This is a genomic window from Chlorobaculum sp. MV4-Y, from assembly GCF_025244685.1.
Lineage (GTDB): Bacteria > Bacteroidota > Chlorobiia > Chlorobiales > Chlorobiaceae > Chlorobaculum.
In genome coordinates this window covers 1,274,519-1,295,647 of record NZ_CP104202.1, presented here as the reverse complement: position 1 = coordinate 1,295,647, position 21,129 = coordinate 1,274,519, and the positions used below count along the sequence as shown (strand labels likewise).

Genomic DNA, 21,129 nt, shown 5'->3' with positions numbered 1-21,129 from the left:
CGCCTCCCGTTATCGAAGGCGGACGGTTGTCAATCTTTCAGTCAACATGTCTGATACGTTGTCGTCGTGAGGGGTTCGCGGACAAGCCGGACGGGGTTCTGGAATCCGCCGTCCGGGCGAGCCTCTGGATCGCGAACCGGCTCCGGCAGCGCGTCACATAATCAGCTCGAACCTCTCCTCCGGCGACGTGCGATCCTGACGATCCATGAGCACGCCGAGGATTTTCTCGACCAGCCTGAGCGAACCGCTGTACCCTACGTTCGGGAAATAGCTGTGGCCGATGCGGTCGAGAATCGGGAAGCCGAAGCGCACGAACGGGATATCTTCGTCACGTGCGATGTACTTGCCGTAGGTGTTGCCGATAAGCAGATCAACAGGCTCGTTCTTGATCCACTGGTGCATCAGAAACATGTCAGCCTGCGGGCCGTTGCGGAAGTTCGCGCCCGGAGCCCTTTCGAGAATCTCCTTCATGCGCTTTTCGAACCTCATGCCCGGTGTGCCGCTGACGATGTGCGCCGGAATCATGCCCAGGTCGAGGAGGAACTCGGTGAGCGGGATGAGCTGGTCGGGGTCGCCGAACAGCGCCACCTTCTTGCCGTAGAAGTACTGCTCCATGTCGGCCATGACGTCCACCAGCCGGCCGCGCTCGGCGGTGATTTCGTCCGGCACCTTCACGCTGCCAGCCTTGCTGAGGGCCATGATGAAGCGGTCGGTTGCCGACAGGCCAATGGGCATGTCAACCGTCTCGAACGGCACCTTGCACTTCTTGTCGAGCGCGATTGCTGCCGGTTCGGCGCTGACGCAGCCGAGGGCGAGCGAGCACTTGCTGTCACCGGCGCTCATCAGCTCGGCGATGGTGGTGCCGCCTTTCGGATAGAACTCGTGCTTGCCGGTCTGCGGCGCGTCGAGCACGTCGGAGGTGTCGGGGAAGAGCACGATTTTGACGCCGAGCCGCGAGGCGAGTGACTTGATTTCGCGCATGTCGGACGGCTCCATCCAGCCCGCGATGACGTTGACCTGATCTTTCTTTTCGCCGGTCGAGACCGCGAACTGCTCGGCCATGCCGGTCACCATGTTGGCGTAACCGGTGATGTGCGAACCCACGAAGCTCGGGGTGCTGGCGTAGATGACGTACTTGCCTTCAGGAATCTTGCCGTCGTCTTTGGCCTTCTTGGTGATCTGCTGCAAGTCGTCGCCGATGGTTTCGGACAGGCAGGTGGAGTGCACCGCAATCACATCCGGCTCATAAACCGAAAAGATGGTCTCGATTGCCGAAAGCAGGTTGGCCTGTCCGCCGAACACCGAAGCGCCTTCGGTGAACGAGCTGGTGGCGGCCATCACCGGCTCTTTGTAGTGGCGGGTCAGGGTGCTGCGGTGGTAGGAGCAGCAGCCCTGCGAGCCGTGGCTGTGGGGCAGACAGCCGTGAATGCCGAGGGCGGCATACATGGCGCCGATCGGCTGGCAGGTCTTCGCCGGATTGATCGTCAGCCCCTCGCGCTCTTTGACCTCTTTTGTGGTATGACGTAATAACATCGATTATTCTCCTTTATAATATTTTACATCTTATGATGCGACGTAGCTGGCTTCCAGCGAATCCGATTCAGCTTTCTCCCAGGGCGCTTTAATCATCTTCCAGACCGGGTTGTTGACCATGCGGTCGATGTCCTTGTAGAAGTTCACCGCACCCTTGAAGCCGGTGTAGGGACCGCCGTAATCGTAGCTGTGAAGCTGCTTGAGCGGCACTCCCATCTTCTGGACGACATACTTCTCCTTGATACCGGCGCAGAAGATGTCGGGCTTGTACAGCTCGATGAGCTTTTCGGACTCGTAGTGGCTGACGTCATCGACCACGAGGGTCTTTTTCATCATCTGTTTCATCATGCCTTCGTAGCCGTTGATCTCAAGGCCCTTGGCTTTCAACTCTTCGAGTTCGGCTTCGGTTTTTCTCGGGTTGTACAGCTCGGGATCGGCGGTGACCTTCAGCTCCTCAATGTTCTTGCTGTCGGCATCGATCTTGATTTTGGGCAGCACTTCGCGGCCTTCGTAGTCATCGCGGTGAGCGAACTCGTAACCAGCGGCGAGCGTTGTCATGCCAAGCTCCGAGAACAGATCCTGGTAGTGGTGCGCGCGCGAGCCGCCGACGAACAGCATGGCGGTTTTGCCTTCGGTGCGCGGGCGGATCTCGTCGATGATCGCCTTGACTGCGGGAACCTCTTCGGCAATCACCTCTTCGACGCGGGCTTTCAGCTCCTCGTCACCGAAATACTCGGCGATCTTGTGCAGCGACTTTGCGGTCGATTCAGCGCCGACGAAGTTGACCTTCATCCATGGAATGCCGTACTTGGTCTCCATCATGTCGCCCATGTAGTTGATCGAGCGGTGGCACATGATGACGTTGAGGTCAGCCGTGTGCGCGTTCTCGATGGCTCCAACCGTCGAGTTGCCGCTGAAGGAGGCAACGAGCGTGATGCCGCACTTCTCGAGCAGACGCTCGATTTCGAAAGCGTCGCCGCCGATGTTGTACTCGCCGAGCAGGTTCAGCTTGAACTTGCCGGGTTTGACTTCGTTGTTGTTGCCGACCATGTGCTTGAACACACCGTTGTTGGCGATGTGGTGACCAGCCGACTGACTGACGCCGCGGTAGCCTTCGCAGCTGAAGCCGAAGACGTTGCAGTCGCCGAGCTTCTCCTTCATCTCTCGCGACACGGCTTGTACGTCGTCACCGATGAGGCCGACCGGGCAGGTCGAGAAGATCGCGATGGCTTTCGGGTGGAAGAGGTCATAGGCCTCCTGGATCGCCACCTTCAGCTTCTTTTCACCACCGAACACCACGTGCTCTTCCTGCATGTCGGTCGAGAAGCAGTAGGTGATGTAGTTTTCATGCTCCGGGGTTTCCGGTCTGGTCTGGTTACGGCGGGTCAGCCATGCGTAAAAGCTGCAGCCGATCGGGCCGTGAACGATGTTCACGATATCGCGCGTCGGGCCGAGCACCACGCCCTTGCAGCCTGCGTAGGCGCAGCCGCGCTGCGTGATGATACCCGGCACCGTACGAACGTTGGCCTGCACCTCGGGAACCGTCTCCGGGTCGTTGATCACGATCGACTTGCTGCGCTTTTTGGCGACCTTGGCCGGGTATTTATTGATCAGTTCCTCCTTGATTTTGGAAGGATCTGGTATGAGTACTTTCGCCTCCATGCTAATGTTCTCCGTTTACACCTTTAAAGTATTGTCTTTGTTCTGCCTCAGTTAAGCGCTAAGTCGCCTTCCTCTCCGGTTCTGACCCTGACGGTGTCGAGAATCGGCGTCACGAAAATCTTGCCGTCTCCCGGCTTGCCGGTCTGGTTGGTTTTGATGATCGTGTCGATAGCCGTCTGGCAGAGATCATCGGGAACCACCACGGTCAGGATTCTCTTGGCAACAAGCCTCGGAGCGTTACCGAGCTGGGCAATCGCTTCCGGATGACCGGCTTCGGCGCCCTGAAGAATATCGAAGTGAACCTGGCCCTTGCCGCGTCCCATCACCCTGCCGGTGGCCGTAAAGGCCGGGATGCCAGCGTCGATGAGCGCTTTCCTTGGTTTCGTTCACCTTGTTGATGCGTATGACTGAAATGATCTCTTTCATCAGGCCTCCTTTGCTTCGAGCAGCGTCTCGCTTTCCTTCATTCCAGAGCTGATCGTATAGACCTCTTCGACAGCCGACACGAAGATTTTACCGTCACCGAACTTGCCGTCGCCGGTCTTGGCGTTGTCCATGATGGCGCGGATGACGAAGTCCTTGTCGGCGTCCGGCACGACGAGGAACAGCATCTCTTTCGGCAGTTCGTCATAGACCACATCGCCGACGCGCAGACCGCGTTGCTTGCCCCGGCCAACGACCGAGATTTTGGTGACTGCCGGGTAACCGGCGTCAAGCAGGCCCTGCATGACATCCTGTACTTTTTCCGGCCTGACGATGGTTCTGATCATTAACATGTGTGTGTTCTCCTCTTTGTTAAATGCTATAATTTTAAGAGATTACGGTTTTTTGCGACTGATCGTCGGCCGGTTAGTTGGCAATGCCATATTCGATCAAGAGCGATTCCAGCTCGTCGATCGAGAGTGGCTTCGGAATGACGAACATCTTGTTTTCGTCGATCTTCCGGGCCAGGGTGCGGTACTCGTCGGCCTGTGGATGGGTCGGATCGAAATCGATCACAGTTTTCCTGTTGATCTCTGCGCGCTGAACCATGTTGTCGCGAGGCACGAAGTGGATCATCTGGGTGCCGATCCTGCGAGCCAGCTCCTCGATCATCTCGCGCTCGTTGTCAACCTTGCGGCTGTTGCAGATCAGGCCGCCGAGGCGCACACCGCCTGCATCGGCGTATTTGAGGATACCTTTGCAGATGTTGTTGGCTGCGTACATGGCCATCATTTCGCCAGAGCAGACGATGTAGATCTCTTCGGCTTTACCGTCGCGGATCGGCATGGCGAAGCCACCGCACACAACGTCACCAAGCACATCGTAGAACACGTAGTCGAGATCCCATTCATCATCGTAAGCACCGAGCTGTTCGAGCAGGTTGACCGAGGTGATGATGCCGCGGCCAGCGCAACCGACGCCAGGCTCAGGACCGCCGGACTCAGTGCAGCGGGTGTTTTTGTATCCCTCTTTGATGATGTCTTCGAGTTCAACCTCTTCACCCTCCTCGCGAAGCGTGTCGAGCACGGTTTTCTGCTGAAGACCGCCGAGCAGGAGGCGGGTGGAGTCAGCCTTCGGGTCGCAACCGACGACCATCACTTTTTTGCCTGCTTCCGCGAGACCGGCAACCGTGTTCTGTGTGGTTGTGGATTTGCCGATACCGCCTTTACCATAAATTGCGACTTTTCTCATGGTTGTACTTTTTTGTGGTTTGTTCCTCTTGTCTAAAATATTCAGGCCACTGTTTTTCTGCACCTGAATAATTAAAGATTAATGAGCAATTGCTGTGCCAAAGTGAGGAAATCGGCTGATTTTATTTGAGATATTTTGAGTTGAAGCGGTAACCTGTTGCAGGAAATCGAGTTAACGATTCGAGGGTTTGCGGGATCGATGCCGTGGCCAGACTCTTGTTTTTGTGCCAGGTGGAAAACAGATAGGCGAGTTACCTACAATTGTGTAGAAAGGAGGTGTCGGTTACAAAATGGTAGGAATTGTGATTAGCGTCGTACCCGCTATCATTTGGGTCAGGACGCCTCTTCGAGTCACATTTCAGGGATTTCTGTAACCGGTTATCAGGAGAGCCGGGCGTTTCGGCGAGAATTATTCAAGGAAGCAACGAAAACGTAGGAAATTGCGGTTTTGTGCTTTTTCGATGAGGAACCGTTGCAGATGTGTCGGTGTTGGAGCTGAAAAGATGGTGGTTGGCCTGTTGTCTGCTTGGCGAGTGGCCGATAGCACCGGATATGAACATCTAACGACTTCAGAAATCCCCCCAGCCATGAAAACCTTTCTTCATCGCCGACCTATGATCGGCCGCGAGCATTATCAGTCATCACACAGCGAAGCCGACAATGCTGTGTCTCCAATCGGCAAGCCGCGAGCGTTTCCGGCAATCTCGTCCGGCGCGACGGCCATCGGTGCACTTGCCATCGGAGCGCTCAGCATTGGCGCACTCGCGATTGGCGCGCTGGCTATCGCCCGCCTCGTCATTGGCCGCCTCGTCATTGGCCGCCTCTTCGTAAAAAAAGCGAAGATCGAAACGCTCGACATCGGCACGTTGCGAGTCGGCAAGCTGGAGGTGACGGAGAGAGCGGGAAGCGGGGTGGAATCGAAAGAGACGGACAGCAAGTAATCTAATTCTTCGTGTATCAGAAATTTGCAAAGTGCAGCTTATAAGTTGTCCTGTGAAACGCTTGGTTAGACGTCTTGTTCGCCAATACTTTGGAGCAAGGCAGCATATTGATCTTGATCTTTCTCCTGAATTTTTTGTAGGATAAATTTTGCAACTGTTCTCATTTCTGGAACTGAGGTACTCCCCAGTTATAGGACAGCTATCGAGAGAAAATAAGTTTGTTCATGCGGCTTTCGGAATCAGTCGTTTATTGGCAGAATAGACTTTTGCCGGAACCTGACCATCAAGCGCTTTGTGGCGACGAACCGTGTTGTAGTCGTTGAACCAATGCTTCAGGCCTTTGTAGAGTTCGAGACCATCGGCTGGTGGGTTCAGGTAAATGTACTCATACTTGACGCTCCGCCATAACCGTTCGATGAAGACGTTGTCAATTGCTCGGCCTTTGCCATCCATGGAGAGTGCAGACTTGGACTCTGTGATGACGGCTTCGGCAAAGACCTCGCTGGTGAACTGGCTGCCCTGATCGGTGTTGAGAATCTTGGGTGCCCCGTGCAACCGCACGGCTTCAAGCAAGACCTCGGCACACCATTTGGCATCCATGGTATTCGACACCGACCAGTTCAGCACATAGCGGCTTTTCAGGTCGATGATGGCCATCAGGTACATGAATCCATGGGCCATCGGCACATAGGTGATATCAGTTGCCCAAACATGGTCGCTGTGCTTGATCGCAAGTCCCCGGAGCAGATACGGATAGACCTTATGGCCCGGCGCCGGTTTCGAGGTGTTCGGCTTGGGGCCGATGGCTTCCAGACCCATAAGGCGATAGAGCCGCCGTACCCGTTTGAGGTTGATCTTGTAGCCTTTGTCCATACTCAGCCATTGCCACATACGGTAAACGCCGTAGTATGGCCTCAGCAGGTACTGCTCATCAATCAGCCGCATGAGCTCACGATTCAGCTTCGAGGTCTTTATCGGCTGATAATACAGGCCTGATCGGTGGATCGAAAGCAGGTCGCACTGGCGTTGCATGCTGATACCGCTATGTTCTTTCTCAACCATGGAGCGTCGTTCCGAGAGCGATTTTACGACTGCAATTTTTTTTTGAGCCAGTCGACCTCAACCTTCAATTGGCCGATGGTTTTGTAGAGTTCTTCGCTCTCCTGCTGATAATCCTGCTCGGTTTTCCTAGCCTTTTCACCTTTCGAAAAGACATCGGAGGCCTTGTCGAGGAACTCCCGTTTCCATTGAGTGATCTGGTTCGGATGAAGCTCATGCTTCTGGGCGAGTTCTGCCATGGGAAGCCGTTCACTGAGGGCTTCCAGGACGACCTTTGTTTTGAATTCAGGCGTAAACTTGCGGCGTGTTTGTTTCATAGTGACTGCTGGGTTTTTGTTGATCCAATTTAACCAGCCGTCCTATTTTTGGGGAGTATCTCATTCTTAGATTTTTCCGCTTTTCTCATGGCTTCATTCAGCGCATCAATGGCTTTACACTCATCGTCATATTTGATGTCGTTTATGAATGTATAGACTTCATGAAGCCGGAGAGCCGCACAAGCTTTCGATTGGTCGGCGCTAAGCGAAGCTGTAAACCGATTTGACTCGTTTCTGAGTTGTTCAAACGAATCCCTAACCGCATTCAAATCTTCTTCACCCGACTCAGGTGCATCAAATTCGAGAGGTGTAAAAATGTCTTCTTTTCGTTTCTCAGCCTGTTCTTTTATGGCGTCTAGGCTATCACAGTAAGATGTTGATAGGGTTGATAACTGTTCTGCCAATGCATCTAATCCAGCAGCAAATTTGGAGTAGAAATCCGAGTTCTTGATTTTCAGTAGATTGGTAACTCGGGATCGCTCATGTTCAATCGATTCAAGTAGATTTTCCAATGCTTGACGAAGCACTTCGGACTCCTGATTAAAATGCTTGTCCAGCTTCTCCCACAAATCCTTAGGTAGGTCGCTGCCACAAAATGCACACTTATCTCTTTTCTCTTGATGGTGCCCACGACCAGTCCTTACCCACGTTGCCAGAGCTGCATCGTTTAGCAATTCTTGAATTGGATCAGATGCCTGAATCTTTTTTTCGATTAGCTCTTTAGCCTTTGAAGCAATCGCAGAATATTGAAGGTTGAATGAGGATGATTCAGAAATCTCCGATTTAGGTTCTTCTCTGAGGAGGTCATGAAACTTACCCACCTGATCATCAGTGATCGGTGAATAAGTATCTTGAATAACAGTAGAGATGTCTGTTTTTATTTTTTGAACATTGTAGTTGGCATCTCCAAACGATTTATTGTGCTTAATTCCAGAGTCGGCCTTATTGGCTTTGTTACGTAACTTTCCCTCCAATTCTAACAATTTATCATCATGAGCTTTTCGAGCTTTTTTAAATTTTTCTTCAGCCCGGAGGAGTTCTCCCAACAATCCAGACTTGTCCTCTTCGTTCCCAAGTTCGGCTTCATACTTTTCGATCTCTTCCTCAAGTTTTGAGGTACTCCCCAGTTATAGGACAGCTATCGAGAGAAAATAAGTTTGTTCATGCGGCTTTCGGAATCAGTCGTTTATTGGCAGAATAGACTTTTGCCGGAACCTGACCATCAAGCGCTTTGTGGCGACGAACCGTGTTGTAGTCGTTGAACCAATGCTTCAGGCCTTTGTAGAGTTCGAGACCATCGGCTGGTGGGTTCAGGTAAATGTACTCATACTTGACGCTCCGCCATAACCGTTCGATGAAGACGTTGTCAATTGCTCGGCCTTTGCCATCCATGGAGAGTGCAGACTTGGACTCTGTGATGACGGCTTCGGCAAAGACCTCGCTGGTGAACTGGCTGCCCTGATCGGTGTTGAGAATCTTGGGTGCCCCGTGCAACCGCACGGCTTCAAGCAAGACCTCGGCACACCATTTGGCATCCATGGTATTCGACACCGACCAGTTCAGCACATAGCGGCTTTTCAGGTCGATGATGGCCATCAGGTACATGAATCCATGGGCCATCGGCACATAGGTGATATCAGTTGCCCAAACATGGTCGCTGTGCTTGATCGCAAGTCCCCGGAGCAGATACGGATAGACCTTATGGCCCGGCGCCGGTTTCGAGGTGTTCGGCTTGGGGCCGATGGCTTCCAGACCCATAAGGCGATAGAGCCGCCGTACCCGTTTGAGGTTGATCTTGTAGCCTTTGTCCATACTCAGCCATTGCCACATACGGTAAACGCCGTAGTATGGCCTCAGCAGGTACTGCTCATCAATCAGCCGCATGAGCTCACGATTCAGCTTCGAGGTCTTTATCGGCTGATAATACAGGCCTGATCGGTGGATCGAAAGCAGGTCGCACTGGCGTTGCATGCTGATACCGCTATGTTCTTTCTCAACCATGGAGCGTCGTTCCGAGAGCGATTTTACGACTGCAATTTTTTTTTGAGCCAGTCGACCTCAACCTTCAATTGGCCGATGGTTTTGTAGAGTTCTTCGCTCTCCTGCTGATAATCCTGCTCGGTTTTCCTAGCCTTTTCACCTTTCGAAAAGACATCGGAGGCCTTGTCGAGGAACTCCCGTTTCCATTGAGTGATCTGGTTCGGATGAAGCTCATGCTTCTGGGCGAGTTCTGCCATGGGAAGCCGTTCACTGAGGGCTTCCAGGACGACCTTTGTTTTGAATTCAGGCGTAAACTTGCGGCGTGTTTGTTTCATAGTGACTGCTGGGTTTTCGTTGATCCAATTTAACCAGCCGTCCTATTTTTGGGGAGTATCTCATTTTGTATTGTCTTCCCCTAAGATTGCGAATGAATTGATGGTCTGCTCGTCATCAACAATGAAGCGCAGGTTGTCCCGGACAAAGTCTTCATTGAAAACCCGAACGACTTGACCATGTGTGCTTAATGAGTTTTGCGTGGCATTGCTGCCACCTTCAAAAGACAGCTGAAACTCAGGTGAACTATATTTGTTTGAGATTGAACCGGTTTCGAGAGCCCTGAAAATCCGTGATAAGGTTGTTTTTCCCGAATAGTTTCGGCCATAAAGAATATTGATCTTTTTAAACTCAGCGATGTTATTGCCGCCATCCCTCACAGATGACGACCATCGAAAGTCCAGAAAGACAGCCATGTTTTTGATCAAATCAATTTTCTTTATCCCGTCGCTCATGACAGCCTCTGATTATGATGTCCACCAATGTTTAGACTGATCTACCTAATTCAGAAAAAGGCAGAAAGCTTTTTTCTGTATAGCCCGGCAATACACGCCGCTTAACTCAAAGAACGCTTAACACCAGTTCAGTAGTAAATGTAGAATCAAATCACCTATCGCCAATTCCGTCGGTCGTGTTGCATCGGGTCTGTACTGCTCATTCGGAAGGCCGTCTCGGGAGGGGCACTGCATAAGCTCGACGGCGAAGCTTACGATTTATATCTACAAAGAATACAAGTTTTTTTACAAGCTCAAAATCCAAATCTCAACAGGAAACGCCATTCACCTGATTCCCCGAATGAGTGCGGAGTAAATCAAGTGAATGGCGTCACGATTTATCGACACGTCCCCTTCACGCCCGGAACTTGCGGTAGTCGATGTTGAATTTTTTCATCCTCAACCCCATGATCCGGTCTGACAGGCCGAGCTGCGAAGCGGCTTTGGTCATGTTGCCTTTGGTGCGTTTCAGTGCCTCGATGATCATCTCTTTCTCGATCGCGTCGAGCTTCTGCTGCAAGTCGCCGGTGTAGGGTGTGCCGCTCGACTCGGCGGTCTGGAGCGACGGCGGCAGGTGGTAGCCGTGGATGACATTGTCCTCGCTCAGAATCACCGCGCGCTCGATGCAGTTCTGCAACTCGCGCACGTTGCCGGGCCAGTGGTAGCGCATCAGCATGTCGATGGCCGTGGTCGAAATCCGCCGTACACCCTTGTGGTTGGCCTTGTTGAACTGCTCCACGAAATAGTCCGCCAGCAGCAGGATGTCGGTCTTGCGCTCGCGAAGCGGCGGCACGGTGATCGGGAAGATGTTGAGCCGGTAGTAGAGATCCTCGCGAAAGTTGCCCTGCAGGATCTGCTCTTCGAGGTTCCGGTTGGTGGCGGCGATGATGCGCACGTCGGTCTTGATGGTTTTCGATCCGCCGACTCGCTCGAACTCCTTCTCCTGGATGATCCTGAGCAGCTTGGCCTGTGTGGGCAAGGTAAGTTCGCCAACCTCGTCGAGGAAGAGCGTGCCGCCGTCGGCCAGCTCGAAACGTCCGCGCCGCTGTGCCGAGGCGCCGGTGAAGGCTCCTTTTTCATGGCCGAACAGCTCGCTTTCGACAATGCTTTCCGGCAAGGCCGCGCAGTTGAACTTGATGAACGGCTTGCCATTCCTCATGCTCTTGAAGTGGATGGCGTTGGCCACCAGCTCTTTACCGACGCCGCTTTCTCCGAGAATCAGGGCGGTAGCGTTGGTCTTGGCTATCTTGTCGATCATCCTGAAGAGTGACATCATCGGTTTGGCGTTGCCGATGATGTTGGCTGGCCGTTCCGCTTCGGGCAGCTCTTCGTCGACTTCTCCATCGATGATCTGGAATCCCCGGGCAGGTGTTCCGGCTCGCTCGTGCGCGCCATCGATGCTTTTTTCATCGTCGAGTTGCTTGATGCGAACCGCCTGGGCGATCATGGCCGCGATGATGGAGAGCAGATCGACATAGTATTGCAGAACATCGATCCGGTCACTTTTGCGCCGGAGCTTCTTGTCGCCATTTTCAGCGGGAACGGAAATTCGCCGGTCAGCGCTCAGCGTGCCGATAACCTCGCATCCTACCTTGATGGGCACGCAAATGAAGCACAACTCCTCCTTGTTCTCTTCAGCTCTGGACTGGGTGCGATCGAGAAAAAGCGGCTCTTCATTGATGCGGGGCACAACGGAGGGACGCCCTGTTTTGACCACCTGGCCGATGATGCCTTCGCCAACCTTGTACCGGGCAAGCTGACGCTGCTCGTCGGTCAGGCCGAACGATTCGTTGATGACCATCTCGCCGGTGGTGCGGTTCAGAATGGTGACCATGCCTCTGAGCATGTTCATATGTTCCGACAAGATGAAAAGCACCAGCCGGAGTACCTTGCTGATGTCCTCCTCGTTGTTGACAGTCCTGCTGACCTCGGCGAGAAGACTGATGCTGCTCTGTTCCTGTTCCTGGGCTATGAGCATGAAAACGGTTCGAGTTAAGCGTGTTTGACAGAGTTTTGTTCACGGAGCGCGTCGATCTCGTCCGTCCGGAGCGCCCGTTTGAGCCGGTCAGACTGACTTCTGATCAGATCGAGCAGTTCGCGAGCCTCCTCTTTCGAGACCTCGACGCCTCTCCTTTTGAAATGGGCGATGACTGCCGCTGTGCCGGAGTGTTTTCCGATGACCATTTCAAAATCGTTGCGGCCAACCTGTGACGGCAGAAATGGCTGGTAGGAGAGCGGATCCTGCAACAGCGCTGCGCAATGAATGCCCGATTCGTGCTGAAAGGCCGAACGTCCGACCACCGGTTTCTGCTCCTGAATGGCTCGTCCGGAAGCTGCCGCCACGACGTCGCAAAGCCGGGAGAGCATCGAGGTGTCGAGATGCGTGCCGAACTCTCCATTCAACGCGAGCGCCATTGCCAGCTCTTCGAGGGCTGCGTTGCCTGCGCGTTCGCCGAGGCCGGTTACCGACACGCTGACCGCTTCGAATCCCGCGTTGAGCGCCGTAAAGGCGTTGGCGGTCGCCATGCCGAGATCGTTGTGCGCGTGGAACTCCAGTGGCAGCGATGAGCTTTTGCGCAATGCGTCGCCGAGAGCCATCACCGACACCGGCGTGGCGATGCCCACCGTATCGGCAATCCTGAAACGTTCGGCTCCGGTCTCTTTTGCATCGGTCAGAAAACGTTGCAGAAAGTCGATGTCGCTTCTCGTGGCGTCCTGCCCGCCAACGCTGACGAAATCGAACAGTTTGCGAGCTTTGGAAACCAGCGAATGAAGCTGCTCCCGAATCCAGTCATCCTCTTTGTGCATCAGTTCCAGGTAAAGCCGGGAGGCCGGAAAACTGATGTGCACCGCATCGGTGCCGCACGCCGCAGCCAGCTCGATATCCGCCATGTTGGCCCGGGCCCACGATGTGAGGCGCACCGGCAGTTTCATGGCGACGATCTCGCGAATCACCTCCCGTTCCGCCGCGCTGATCGCCGGGTAGCCCACCTCGATCTCATCGACGCCGGTCTCGGCCAGCAGTGCGGCGATGCGCTTTTTCTCGTGCGGGTTGAACACCACGCCAGGCGCCTGCTCTCCGTCCCGGAGGGTCGTATCGATGATCCACGGTTTGCAGATCACTCCGGGGCTGGTTTCAGTTCGGGTTGACACTGGTGTTTTTTCTGGCGTATTGACTTTTTTAATCCTTTTGATTTAGGTGAATATAAAACTAATCCTAAAAATATTAGGGTATAAAACGATTTTAAGAGAAAAAAGCAGACATTATAGTAGTGTGGCGACGGTATGTGCCGGTGAAGAGAAGGCGCGGCGCGAGTGTCGAAGGACACGGCGGCCCGCCTGGAGATGTGCCGCCGTGCCGGGGGAGAGCAGTGATGGAAGCTTCAGGCGTTCAGTGATGCGACATACGGCAGTTCACGATGCTTTCCGGCGGCATCGAGTCCGTAACCCACGACATAAACATCCGGAATGGTGAAGCCGGTGAAGTCTGCCTTGACGGGCGTGGTGCGCGCCGAAGGCTTGTCGAGCAGGGTGCAGACATGCAGGGATGCAGGATTGTGGCCGCGCAGCTCTTCGAGAATGCTGGTGACGGTCAGCCCGGTGTCGAGGATGTCTTCGACGAGCAGCACATTCTTGCCCTCGACATGCGGATCGTGGTGATGATCGAGCATCACCTTGCCGCTGGAAGCGCGGTGCGTGCCGTAACTTGAAGCGCGGATGAACTCGATGCGGCAGGGAATGGTGAGATGGCGCACCAGATCGGCGGTGAAAATGAATCCGCCTTTTAGCACGCAAACCACAGTCAGTTCGTCGATGTCGGCCAGCTCGCGTGAAATTTCCGCGCCCAGCTTGGCGACCCGTTCCTGTATCTTTTCCGCCGCGATCAGCTCTGTAAGTCTTTCTGTATTCATCGTTTCATGGGTCTTGTTTTCAAACTCGCTGTGATGAATATACACTTTTCTACGCCAGATCAACTCGGGTGCGTTTCTTTCGAAATCGATTTTTTAGCCTCGTTCTGTTTTTGTGCCTTTCGCCTGGTCTGGCGTTGTAGTCATGTCCATCTCGTCCATACCGTGTATGTGTTTCCGAGTTTTCAGGAACGTAACGACTTGCCGGCTTGGTTAATGTTGTCTATCGTGTATCTTGGTCTGAGTTTTTGGAGCTGATGGTGATGGTTGCCGTTTGTGCCTGTAATTTTTAGGAGGATTTTTTGCCATGATGCCGAGGCCTGTGTGTACCATTCTTGCTCTCAATACCGGCTCTTCGAGCATCAAGTTTTCGCTGTATGAGAGCGGGACGCACGAGGAACTGCTCTTTTCCGGATCACTGACCCGGATCGGTTTGCCGGACGGACGTTTCTCCGTGACCGACCCCGATGGGCGATTCATCGATTGCGAGCGGGTCGATGTTCCCGATCATGCCGCGGCTTGTCGCTACGTGTTTTCCTGGATCACGCAACACGGCCCCGGAATACCGGACGCTGTGGGCCATCGGGTGGTGCATGGCGGGCCTCGTCACATCACTCCCGAAAAGGTGACGCCCGAACTGCTTGACTCCATCGCTGAACTTGTCCCCTATGCTCCCGAACATCTGCCACAGGCGCTGAACGCCATCCGCTACGCTGCATCCGAGCTGCCGGGTGTGTTCCAGGTGGCCTGCTTCGATACCGCATTCCACAGCACGATGCCGCCGCTGGCAAAGCTCTGCCCCATTCCGGAGGAGTACCGGAATCAGGGGGTGCAGCGGTACGGATTTCACGGCCTTTCCTACCAGTACATTCTCAGTCAACTGCAAGCCGAGGGCGATCTGCTCGCCCGGAAGGGGCGCGTCATCCTTGCGCATCTCGGTCACGGGGCGAGCATGGCGGCGGTGCTCGACGGGCGGAGCGTCGAGACGACAATGGGCTTTTCGCCTGCGGGTGGCCTCGTGATGAGCACCCGCACGGGTGACCTCGATCCGGGCGTGGTGCTGTTTCTCTTGCAGCAAGGGCATCTCGATTCCGCTGGTCTCAGGGATATGGTGAACAAAAAGTCGGGCCTCTTCGGCCTCTCCGGCCTGAGCGACGACATGCGCGACCTGCTCGATGCCGAATCAAAGAACGAACAGGCGCGGCTGGCTGTGGAGCTGTTCTGCTACTCGGCGCGCAAGCACATCGGTGCGCTTACGGCGGCGCTCGGCGGGCTGGACATGATTGTCTTCACCGGCGGCATCGGTTTTCATTCGCCCGAGATTCGCGAGCGCGTCTCGGCGGGACTCGAATTTCTTGGTGTCCAGGTCGATCATGAAAAGAATCTGAATCATTCCAAAATTATTTCGACAGATGCCAGCCCGGTTGTCGTCAAAGTTATTGAGACCAACGAAGAGGTGACGATTGTCAGAGAGACAAGACGTGTGCTCGAAGGTGGTTGATGTGATGCCGATATGGTGTGGTTACCGGTTTGGCATTGAATAACGAAAGAGGGGCGGCACCGGTTCACTGGTGCCGCCCTGCTCGTTTAACGTGAAGCAATTGATTGTAAATCTGAAAAATAGAGCTCCGGATGAACTCCGGACTCAGCATAAAACAACTATCAAATCAACAATACTGATGAATGAAACGACGACTCCGCTCTCCCCTCGCGAACTCGATCTGATGAACGCGTACTGGCGGGCGGCGAACTATCTTTCCGTTGGCCAGATCTACCTGATGGACAATCCGCTCCTGAAGGAGCCGCTTTCCAAAGAGCATATCAAGCCCCGTCTGCTCGGCCACTGGGGCACCACTCCCGGCCTCAATTTCCTCTACGTGCACCTGAACCGCATCATCTGCAACCGCGATCTGGACATTGTCTATATCGCCGGGCCGGGGCATGGCGGGCCTGCGCTGGTGGCGAATGTCTGGCTGGAGGGGACGTACAGCGAGTACTATCCCGACGTGTCGTTCGACGAGGCGGGGATGAAGCGCCTGTTTCGGCAGTTCTCGTTTCCGGGCGGCATTCCGAGCCATGTGGCGCCGGAGACGCCGGGATCGATCCACGAGGGGGGCGAACTTGGTTACTCGATCGCGCACGCGTACGGTGCCGTATTTGACAACCCCGATCTCGTTACGGCCTGCGTGATCGGCGACGGCGAGTCGGAGACTGGCCCGCTCGCCACAGCGTGGCACAGCAACAAGTTCCTGAATCCGAAGCGCGACGGGGCGGTGCTGCCGATTCTGCACCTGAATGGCTACAAGATCGCCAATCCGACCGTGCTGGCGCGTATTTCGCACGAGGAGCTGGAGAAACTGATGATCGGCTACGGTTACAAACCATACTTCGTTGAGGGGGATGACCCGGCGACGATGCACCAGATGATGGCTGCGACGATGGATCGCTGCTTCGATGAGATCGCCGAAATCCAGCGCCGGGCGCGGGTCGATGGCGTGACCGAGCGACCGATGTGGCCGATGATCGTGTTCCGCTCCCCGAAAGGGTGGACGGGGCCGAAGGTGGTGGACGGCAAGCCCGCCGAGGGGAACTGGCGCTCGCACCAGGTTCCGTTTAGCACGGTGCGCGACAACCCGGAGCACATGGCGCTACTCGAATCGTGGCTGAAAAGCTACCGCGCCGAAGAGCTGTTCACGCCCGACGGCGTGCTCTTGCCGGAGTTGCAGAAGCTGGCTCCGCGCGGCAAGAAGCGCATGGGCGACATTCCGCACGCCAACGGCGGCCTGTTGCTCAAGGAGCTGCTGATGCCCGATTTCCGCGACTATGCGCTCGATGTGCCGAGGCCCGGTGTAGTGGAGGCCGAGTCGCCGAAGCCGATGGCTCGATTCCTGCGCGACATCATGAAGATGAACGAAAAGGCGGCCAACTTCCGCGTCTTCGGTCCGGACGAGACTGCCTCGAACCGCCTCGGCGACCTCTTCGAGGAGACCGACCGAACCTGGGTTGCCGAAACGCTGCCGAGTGACGATCATCTCTCGCCCGATGGTCGCGTGATGGAAATACTTTCAGAACACACCTGTCAAGGGTGGCTCGAAGGCTATCTTCTCACGGGTCGCCACGGCTTTTTCTCCTGCTACGAGGCGTTCATTCACATCATCGACTCGATGTTCAACCAGCACGCCAAGTGGCTCAAAGTGACCGACAGCGAGATTCCCTGGCGCCGGCCAATCGCCTCGCTGAACTACTTCCTGACTTCACACGTGTGGCGGCAGGATCACAACGGCTTTTCGCATCAGGATCCCGGCTTCATTGACCATGTGGTGAACAAGAAAGCCGAGGTGATCCGCGTCTATCTGCCGCCGGATGCCAACACGCTGCTTTCGGTGACCGACCACTGCCTGCGCTCGCGCAACTACATCAACGTCATCGTGGCGGGCAAGCAGCCCGCGTGGCAGTGGCTCGACATGGAGGCCGCCGTGCGGCACTGCACCAGCGGCATCGGCATCTGGGAGTGGGCCTCGAACGATGCGGGCGGCGAGCCTGACGTGGTGATGGCCTGCGCGGGCGACGTGCCGACGCTCGAAACGCTGGCCGCCGTGAAAATTCTGCGCAAGCTCGCGCCGGAGCTGAAGATCAGGCTGATCAACGTGGTCGATCTCATGACCCTGCAACCGAAGGAGGAGCACCCGCACGGTCTTTCGGATCGCGACTTCGACGATCTCTTTACCACCGACAAGCCGATCATCTTCGCCTACCACGGCTATCCGTGGCTGATCCACCGCCTGACGTACCGCCGCACCAACCATCCGAACCTGCACGTGCGCGGCTACAAGGAGGAGGGCACGACAACGACGCCGTTCGACATGGTGGTGATGAACGACCTCGACCGCTTCCATCTGGTCGCCGACGTGGCCAACCGCGTAGAAAGCCTGAGGCCGCAGGCAGCGTACATCAAACAATACGTCCGCGACAGCCTGATCGAGCACAAGGAGTATATCACGAAGTACGGCGAAGATATGCCGGAAGTGAGGGATTGGAAATGGGAGGATTGATTTGACATGAACAGAAAAGCGTCCCGACTTGTCGGGACGCTTTTCTGTTAGAGAGAATGTTTAGAATTCTCCAAAAACATCATCAACACGTTGTTGCCAACGTTTTGGATCGCATCTCAAATCCATGACGGCAGCAACCAGAATGGTATTTTCTTCCACTTCATAGAGAGTCCCGAAAGGAAATTGGTCAGTAAAGCAGCGTCGGCCACGCATGCTAAAAACTGGCCATGCCTCTGGGAAACGCCTGATACGCTCAAATGTCCTCTGAACCTCTGCGGCAAACTCGTACCCGAGTCCGGGAGACTGAGAGTTGTAGTAATCCACAGCTTCAGCAAACTCAGCTTCAGCGCAAGACAATACCAGAAGCATCATCTCCTGTTGATCCTCGCCATGACCTCTTCAACCGAAGACGCCGTTATTTTGCCCTCCTTGTAGGCATCGAGTCTCGACTCGAATTCAGTTGCCCATGCAGCATTGATCTCGGCTTTGCGAGGATTGTCGAAACTTTGAAAGAGGCGTTCGATCATTTCTGCCCTTTCAACGGGCGTTAGCCCGAGGGCATCGTTCATTATTTTTTCGGCGGTCGCTGTCATTTCGTGTTCCTGTTTTTCGTTCAATGCTATGAAAAATATCCAACGAACTGTCAAGCTACAAATCGGGGAAAACGGAAGGGCAGTCCTGGCAAGTGGGGCCTGCCCCTCCATAAGGGAGAAGAACCCTCGCCGATTACTTCACCACCGGCGGGAATTTGGCCATGATTTTTGTGAGCATTTCATCGAGGTCGCGGTGCATCTGGATGGAGGAATCGTAGTCCTTCAGGATGCCTCGCGCGATGCCTGCCCATGCGACTTCGCCGCTTCTGGAATCAATGATGTCAATGATGAGCGTGCCCTCTTCATAGTGGCTGAACGCCGGGTAAGGGTAGGGATCGTACCAGTAGGGCGGGTAGTTGCGCCATCCCCAGCCGGGGTAGTAGCCGCCGTACCCGAATCCGACCGGCTCGATAACCACTCGCTCGCGGACCTGTGCGTGAGGAAAGACGGTGAAATCGACCGGCCCGGACGCTTTCATTACAAAGCCTTTGGTGGCCAGTTCACGGTCAACCACTGATTTGATGTTTTTGTAGATCAGCGGATTGCTGGCAAGAATGTCGTCGCTGATGCCAGAACTGCCTTTATCGCTCCATCGGTAGGTTTTGTAGTGCTCAAAGGGAATGGCGCGGTCGTAGTCGCTGACGACCTGGTAAGAAGAGCACCCGGCCAGCGTCAGCAGGGCAATAATCGGAAAAATCCAGAAACGTGTTTGCATGGTCCACCTCTCCTTGTCATGATTGAGCTGAGTTTTGTCGTCTCGTTACAATACTTTCGACGTCAACGGTTCAAAAAACCTGTAACGCGTGTTTGACCGGAAAAACTCCGCACGAGGAAAAAAGTACGGTCTCAAAAGAAAGAATCACCCTGCATGGAGCGTACTCTCTTATGGGCAAACCTGTTGCCTCAAGGCTGTCCTCAATCATGACGGGATCGAGCTGTCAGACGTTGTGATTAGGAGCAGGGGAGTGATGTGTATTTTTTTCATCAAAACGGAGTGAGTTCAATGGATGTTGGTGGACCTGAGCTGTTACTTATTCTAGTGGTTATACTGATTTTGTTTGGTGGACAGAAGATTCCAGAACTGGCCAGAGGGCTTGGCAAAGGCATCAAAGAGTTCAAAAAAGCGCAGGCTGATATCGAGTCGGAGTTCCACAAAGCGGTCGATGACGTTTCAAATACGGGCAAGCAGGTCTGAAGTTCGGACACTTCCATCCGGAAGACTCTTGTTGCGCAAAGAGACGTTCTTGCCAACTCTGCGGGTATTGCGTTATCCATGATTCCAGTGAATCTGACACGAGCAGCTGTCCGCCATTTCGAGGGTTGACGCGAGTGCCGCAATCCGGGAAGATCGCGGCGTGTCTGGTCGATCAGAGCCTGACCGGGATTCCCCGTTCGCGCAGGTACTCCTTGGCCTGCCGGATCGAGTAGGTGCGGAAGTGGAAGATCGATGCGGCAAGCGCTGCGTCGGCGCAGCCATCGGTGAATCCCCGGTAGAGATGTTCGAGGTTGCCCGCGCCGCCGGAGGCGATCACCGGAATGTGCACGGTGGTCGAGATCATTTTGAGGATTTCGTTGTCGTAGCCCTCCTGCGTGCCGTCGCGATCCATGCTGGTCAAAAGAATTTCCCCCGCGCCAAGCTCCTGCACCTTGTGCGCCCACTCGACTGCCTCGTATTCGGTCGGCTTTTTGCCGGAGTGGGTGTGCACGATGTAGCGGCCATCCACCTTTTTCACGTCAATGGCCACCACCACCGCCTGCGAACCGAACTTTTCGGCAATGCGCGAGATCAGCTCCGGCTCGCTGACGGCGGCGGTGTTGACCGACACCTTGTCTGCGCCGTGCATGAAGGCGTCGCGCGCCCGCTCGACCGAACTGATGCCCCCGCCGACCGTGAGCGGAATGAACACCTCGCCTGAAACTTTCAGCACCTCTTCGAGGGTTGTCCTTCTCGACTCCAGCGATGCGGAGATGTCGAGAAAGACAAGTTCGTCGGCCATTTCATTGTTATAAAAGCGGGCCTGTTCGAGAATCGAACCGGCATCTCTGAGACCTTCGAAGTTGATGCCTTTGACCACCCGTCCGTCGCGGACGTCAAGGCAGGGTATGATGCGTTTGGCTAACATGTGCGCGATACTGTTTGTTGGCCGGACACCGGCCCGGTACATCGGATGACTTTGAATCTGCCGCAATATATCAAAGTCTTCTTATATTGAGCCGCATTCAAAGCAGCCAACAGAAAAAGAGAAACTGTCATGAAATTTCCTGTTTGCGATTTTGCAGAATCCGAAGAGGGATTCTATTCCCAGTGCGCAAGCTGTCCCATCGAGTCCAGCCAGCCCGGCTGCGCTCTCGACGAACAGAGTGACGGCACCTATCTGTTCAGCGGCGAAACTCCTCATGGCGGAGTCAGGGCGGTCTTCTACTTCAAGAACGATGCGGGCGACAGGGTTGCCAAGCAGGAGGCCGTGCATGTTGAAATCCACGAATTCGACGACCAGAATCTGCTTGTCGCCATTCTCTATGGCATGGTCGATCCGGAAGGCATGATCTACCTGAAAAAGTCTGATAGCTAAAGCGTCAGGGC

Annotated in this window: 22 protein-coding genes and 1 pseudogene; 5 read left to right on the top strand and 18 right to left on the bottom strand. The window is 54.8% G+C overall.

Going from position 1 to position 21,129, the window contains the following annotated elements; translation table 11 throughout:
• Positions 1-153: 153 nt before the first annotated feature.
• The 5 genes and pseudogenes from nifK to nifH all read right to left on the bottom strand — a co-directional run bounded on the left by nifK (position 154) and on the right by nifH (position 4,869).
• Complete coding sequence (gene nifK, locus NY406_RS06270) at positions 154-1,533, bottom strand: nitrogenase molybdenum-iron protein subunit beta (protein ID WP_260533269.1); 1,380 nt, start codon at positions 1,531-1,533, stop codon at positions 154-156.
• Positions 1,534-1,563: 30 nt separating this feature from the next.
• A complete protein-coding gene (nifD, locus tag NY406_RS06265) occupies positions 1,564-3,195 on the bottom strand; it encodes a nitrogenase molybdenum-iron protein alpha chain (RefSeq protein ID WP_260533268.1) in 1,632 nt (543 codons plus the stop codon).
• Positions 3,196-3,242: 47 nt separating this feature from the next.
• Positions 3,243-3,621 (bottom strand): annotated as a pseudogene (locus NY406_RS06260) (P-II family nitrogen regulator).
• The gene (locus tag NY406_RS06255; RefSeq protein ID WP_260533266.1) at positions 3,621-3,971 is read right to left on the bottom strand and encodes a P-II family nitrogen regulator; all 351 of its coding nucleotides are present in this window, start codon (positions 3,969-3,971) and stop codon (positions 3,621-3,623) included. Before NY406_RS06255 ends, NY406_RS06260 begins: the two are co-directional and overlap by 1 nt.
• A gap of 73 nt (positions 3,972-4,044) precedes the next feature.
• Positions 4,045-4,869, bottom strand: a complete 825-nt coding sequence (nifH, locus tag NY406_RS06250; protein ID WP_260533265.1) for a nitrogenase iron protein — start codon at positions 4,867-4,869, stop codon at positions 4,045-4,047.
• Positions 4,870-5,455: 586 nt separating this feature from the next.
• Here nifH and NY406_RS06245 point away from each other — a divergent pair.
• Positions 5,456-5,809: a hypothetical protein gene (locus tag NY406_RS06245; RefSeq protein WP_260533264.1), complete on the top strand. Its 354-nt coding sequence runs from the start codon at positions 5,456-5,458 to the stop codon at positions 5,807-5,809.
• 222 nt (positions 5,810-6,031) lie between these two features.
• Here NY406_RS06245 and NY406_RS06240 read toward each other — a convergent pair whose 3' ends face one another.
• The 9 genes from NY406_RS06240 to hpt form a co-directional block, all read right to left on the bottom strand.
• Positions 6,032-6,871 (bottom strand): IS3 family transposase, encoded by an 840-nt coding sequence (locus NY406_RS06240; protein ID WP_260533150.1) that lies wholly within the window; start codon positions 6,869-6,871, stop codon positions 6,032-6,034.
• A 23-nt stretch (positions 6,872-6,894) separates the two neighbouring features.
• Positions 6,895-7,185, bottom strand: a complete 291-nt coding sequence (locus NY406_RS06235) for a transposase (protein WP_260533189.1) — start codon at positions 7,183-7,185, stop codon at positions 6,895-6,897.
• A gap of 29 nt (positions 7,186-7,214) precedes the next feature.
• Positions 7,215-8,282, bottom strand: coding sequence for an AAA family ATPase (locus NY406_RS06230; protein ID WP_317618677.1), 1,068 nt, complete (start codon positions 8,280-8,282; stop codon positions 7,215-7,217).
• Between the two features lie 64 nt (positions 8,283-8,346).
• Positions 8,347-9,186 (bottom strand): IS3 family transposase, encoded by an 840-nt coding sequence (locus NY406_RS06225; protein WP_260533150.1) that lies wholly within the window; start codon positions 9,184-9,186, stop codon positions 8,347-8,349.
• 23 nt (positions 9,187-9,209) lie between these two features.
• A complete protein-coding gene (locus NY406_RS06220; RefSeq protein WP_260533189.1) occupies positions 9,210-9,500 on the bottom strand; it encodes a transposase in 291 nt (96 codons plus the stop codon).
• A 60-nt stretch (positions 9,501-9,560) separates the two neighbouring features.
• The gene (locus NY406_RS06215) at positions 9,561-9,953 is read right to left on the bottom strand and encodes an AAA family ATPase (RefSeq protein ID WP_260533262.1); all 393 of its coding nucleotides are present in this window, start codon (positions 9,951-9,953) and stop codon (positions 9,561-9,563) included.
• Between the two features lie 394 nt (positions 9,954-10,347).
• On the bottom strand, positions 10,348-11,970 hold the full coding sequence (locus NY406_RS06210; RefSeq protein ID WP_260533261.1) for a sigma 54-interacting transcriptional regulator: 1,623 nt from the start codon (positions 11,968-11,970) through the stop codon (positions 10,348-10,350).
• A 14-nt stretch (positions 11,971-11,984) separates the two neighbouring features.
• The gene (nifV, locus tag NY406_RS06205; protein ID WP_260533260.1) at positions 11,985-13,145 is read right to left on the bottom strand and encodes a homocitrate synthase; all 1,161 of its coding nucleotides are present in this window, start codon (positions 13,143-13,145) and stop codon (positions 11,985-11,987) included.
• 230 nt (positions 13,146-13,375) lie between these two features.
• Complete coding sequence (gene hpt, locus NY406_RS06200; RefSeq protein ID WP_260533259.1) at positions 13,376-13,903, bottom strand: hypoxanthine phosphoribosyltransferase; 528 nt, start codon at positions 13,901-13,903, stop codon at positions 13,376-13,378.
• Between the two features lie 304 nt (positions 13,904-14,207).
• Here hpt and NY406_RS06195 point away from each other — a divergent pair, with 304 nt between their 5' ends.
• On the top strand, positions 14,208-15,401 hold the full coding sequence (locus tag NY406_RS06195; RefSeq protein WP_260533258.1) for an acetate/propionate family kinase: 1,194 nt from the start codon (positions 14,208-14,210) through the stop codon (positions 15,399-15,401).
• Positions 15,402-15,579: 178 nt separating this feature from the next.
• The gene (locus NY406_RS06190; RefSeq protein WP_260533257.1) at positions 15,580-17,952 is read left to right on the top strand and encodes a phosphoketolase; all 2,373 of its coding nucleotides are present in this window, start codon (positions 15,580-15,582) and stop codon (positions 17,950-17,952) included.
• Between the two features lie 60 nt (positions 17,953-18,012).
• On the opposite strand, the gene NY406_RS06185 is transcribed toward NY406_RS06190, so the two are convergent.
• The 3 genes from NY406_RS06185 to NY406_RS06175 all read right to left on the bottom strand — a co-directional run bounded on the left by NY406_RS06185 (position 18,013) and on the right by NY406_RS06175 (position 19,260).
• Positions 18,013-18,324, bottom strand: coding sequence for a type II toxin-antitoxin system RelE/ParE family toxin (locus NY406_RS06185; protein WP_260533256.1), 312 nt, complete (start codon positions 18,322-18,324; stop codon positions 18,013-18,015).
• On the bottom strand, positions 18,321-18,479 hold the full coding sequence (locus tag NY406_RS06180) for an addiction module protein (protein ID WP_260533255.1): 159 nt from the start codon (positions 18,477-18,479) through the stop codon (positions 18,321-18,323). Before NY406_RS06180 ends, NY406_RS06185 begins: the two co-directional genes overlap by 4 nt.
• Before the next feature lie 199 nt (positions 18,480-18,678).
• Positions 18,679-19,260: a DUF4136 domain-containing protein gene (locus NY406_RS06175; RefSeq protein ID WP_260533254.1), complete on the bottom strand. Its 582-nt coding sequence runs from the start codon at positions 19,258-19,260 to the stop codon at positions 18,679-18,681.
• A 288-nt stretch (positions 19,261-19,548) separates the two neighbouring features.
• On the opposite strand from NY406_RS06175, the gene tatA reads away from it, so the two are divergent.
• Positions 19,549-19,740 carry a twin-arginine translocase TatA/TatE family subunit gene (tatA, locus tag NY406_RS06170; protein WP_260533253.1) on the top strand — a complete coding sequence of 64 codons (192 nt, stop codon included), beginning with the start codon at positions 19,549-19,551 and terminating at the stop codon, positions 19,738-19,740.
• A gap of 172 nt (positions 19,741-19,912) precedes the next feature.
• Here tatA and hisF read toward each other — a convergent pair whose 3' ends face one another.
• A complete protein-coding gene (gene hisF, locus NY406_RS06165) occupies positions 19,913-20,668 on the bottom strand; it encodes an imidazole glycerol phosphate synthase subunit HisF (protein WP_260533252.1) in 756 nt (251 codons plus the stop codon).
• 129 nt (positions 20,669-20,797) lie between these two features.
• Here hisF and NY406_RS06160 point away from each other — a divergent pair, with 129 nt between their 5' ends.
• The gene (locus NY406_RS06160; protein ID WP_260533251.1) at positions 20,798-21,118 is read left to right on the top strand and encodes a hypothetical protein; all 321 of its coding nucleotides are present in this window, start codon (positions 20,798-20,800) and stop codon (positions 21,116-21,118) included.
• Positions 21,119-21,129 lie beyond the last annotated feature (11 nt).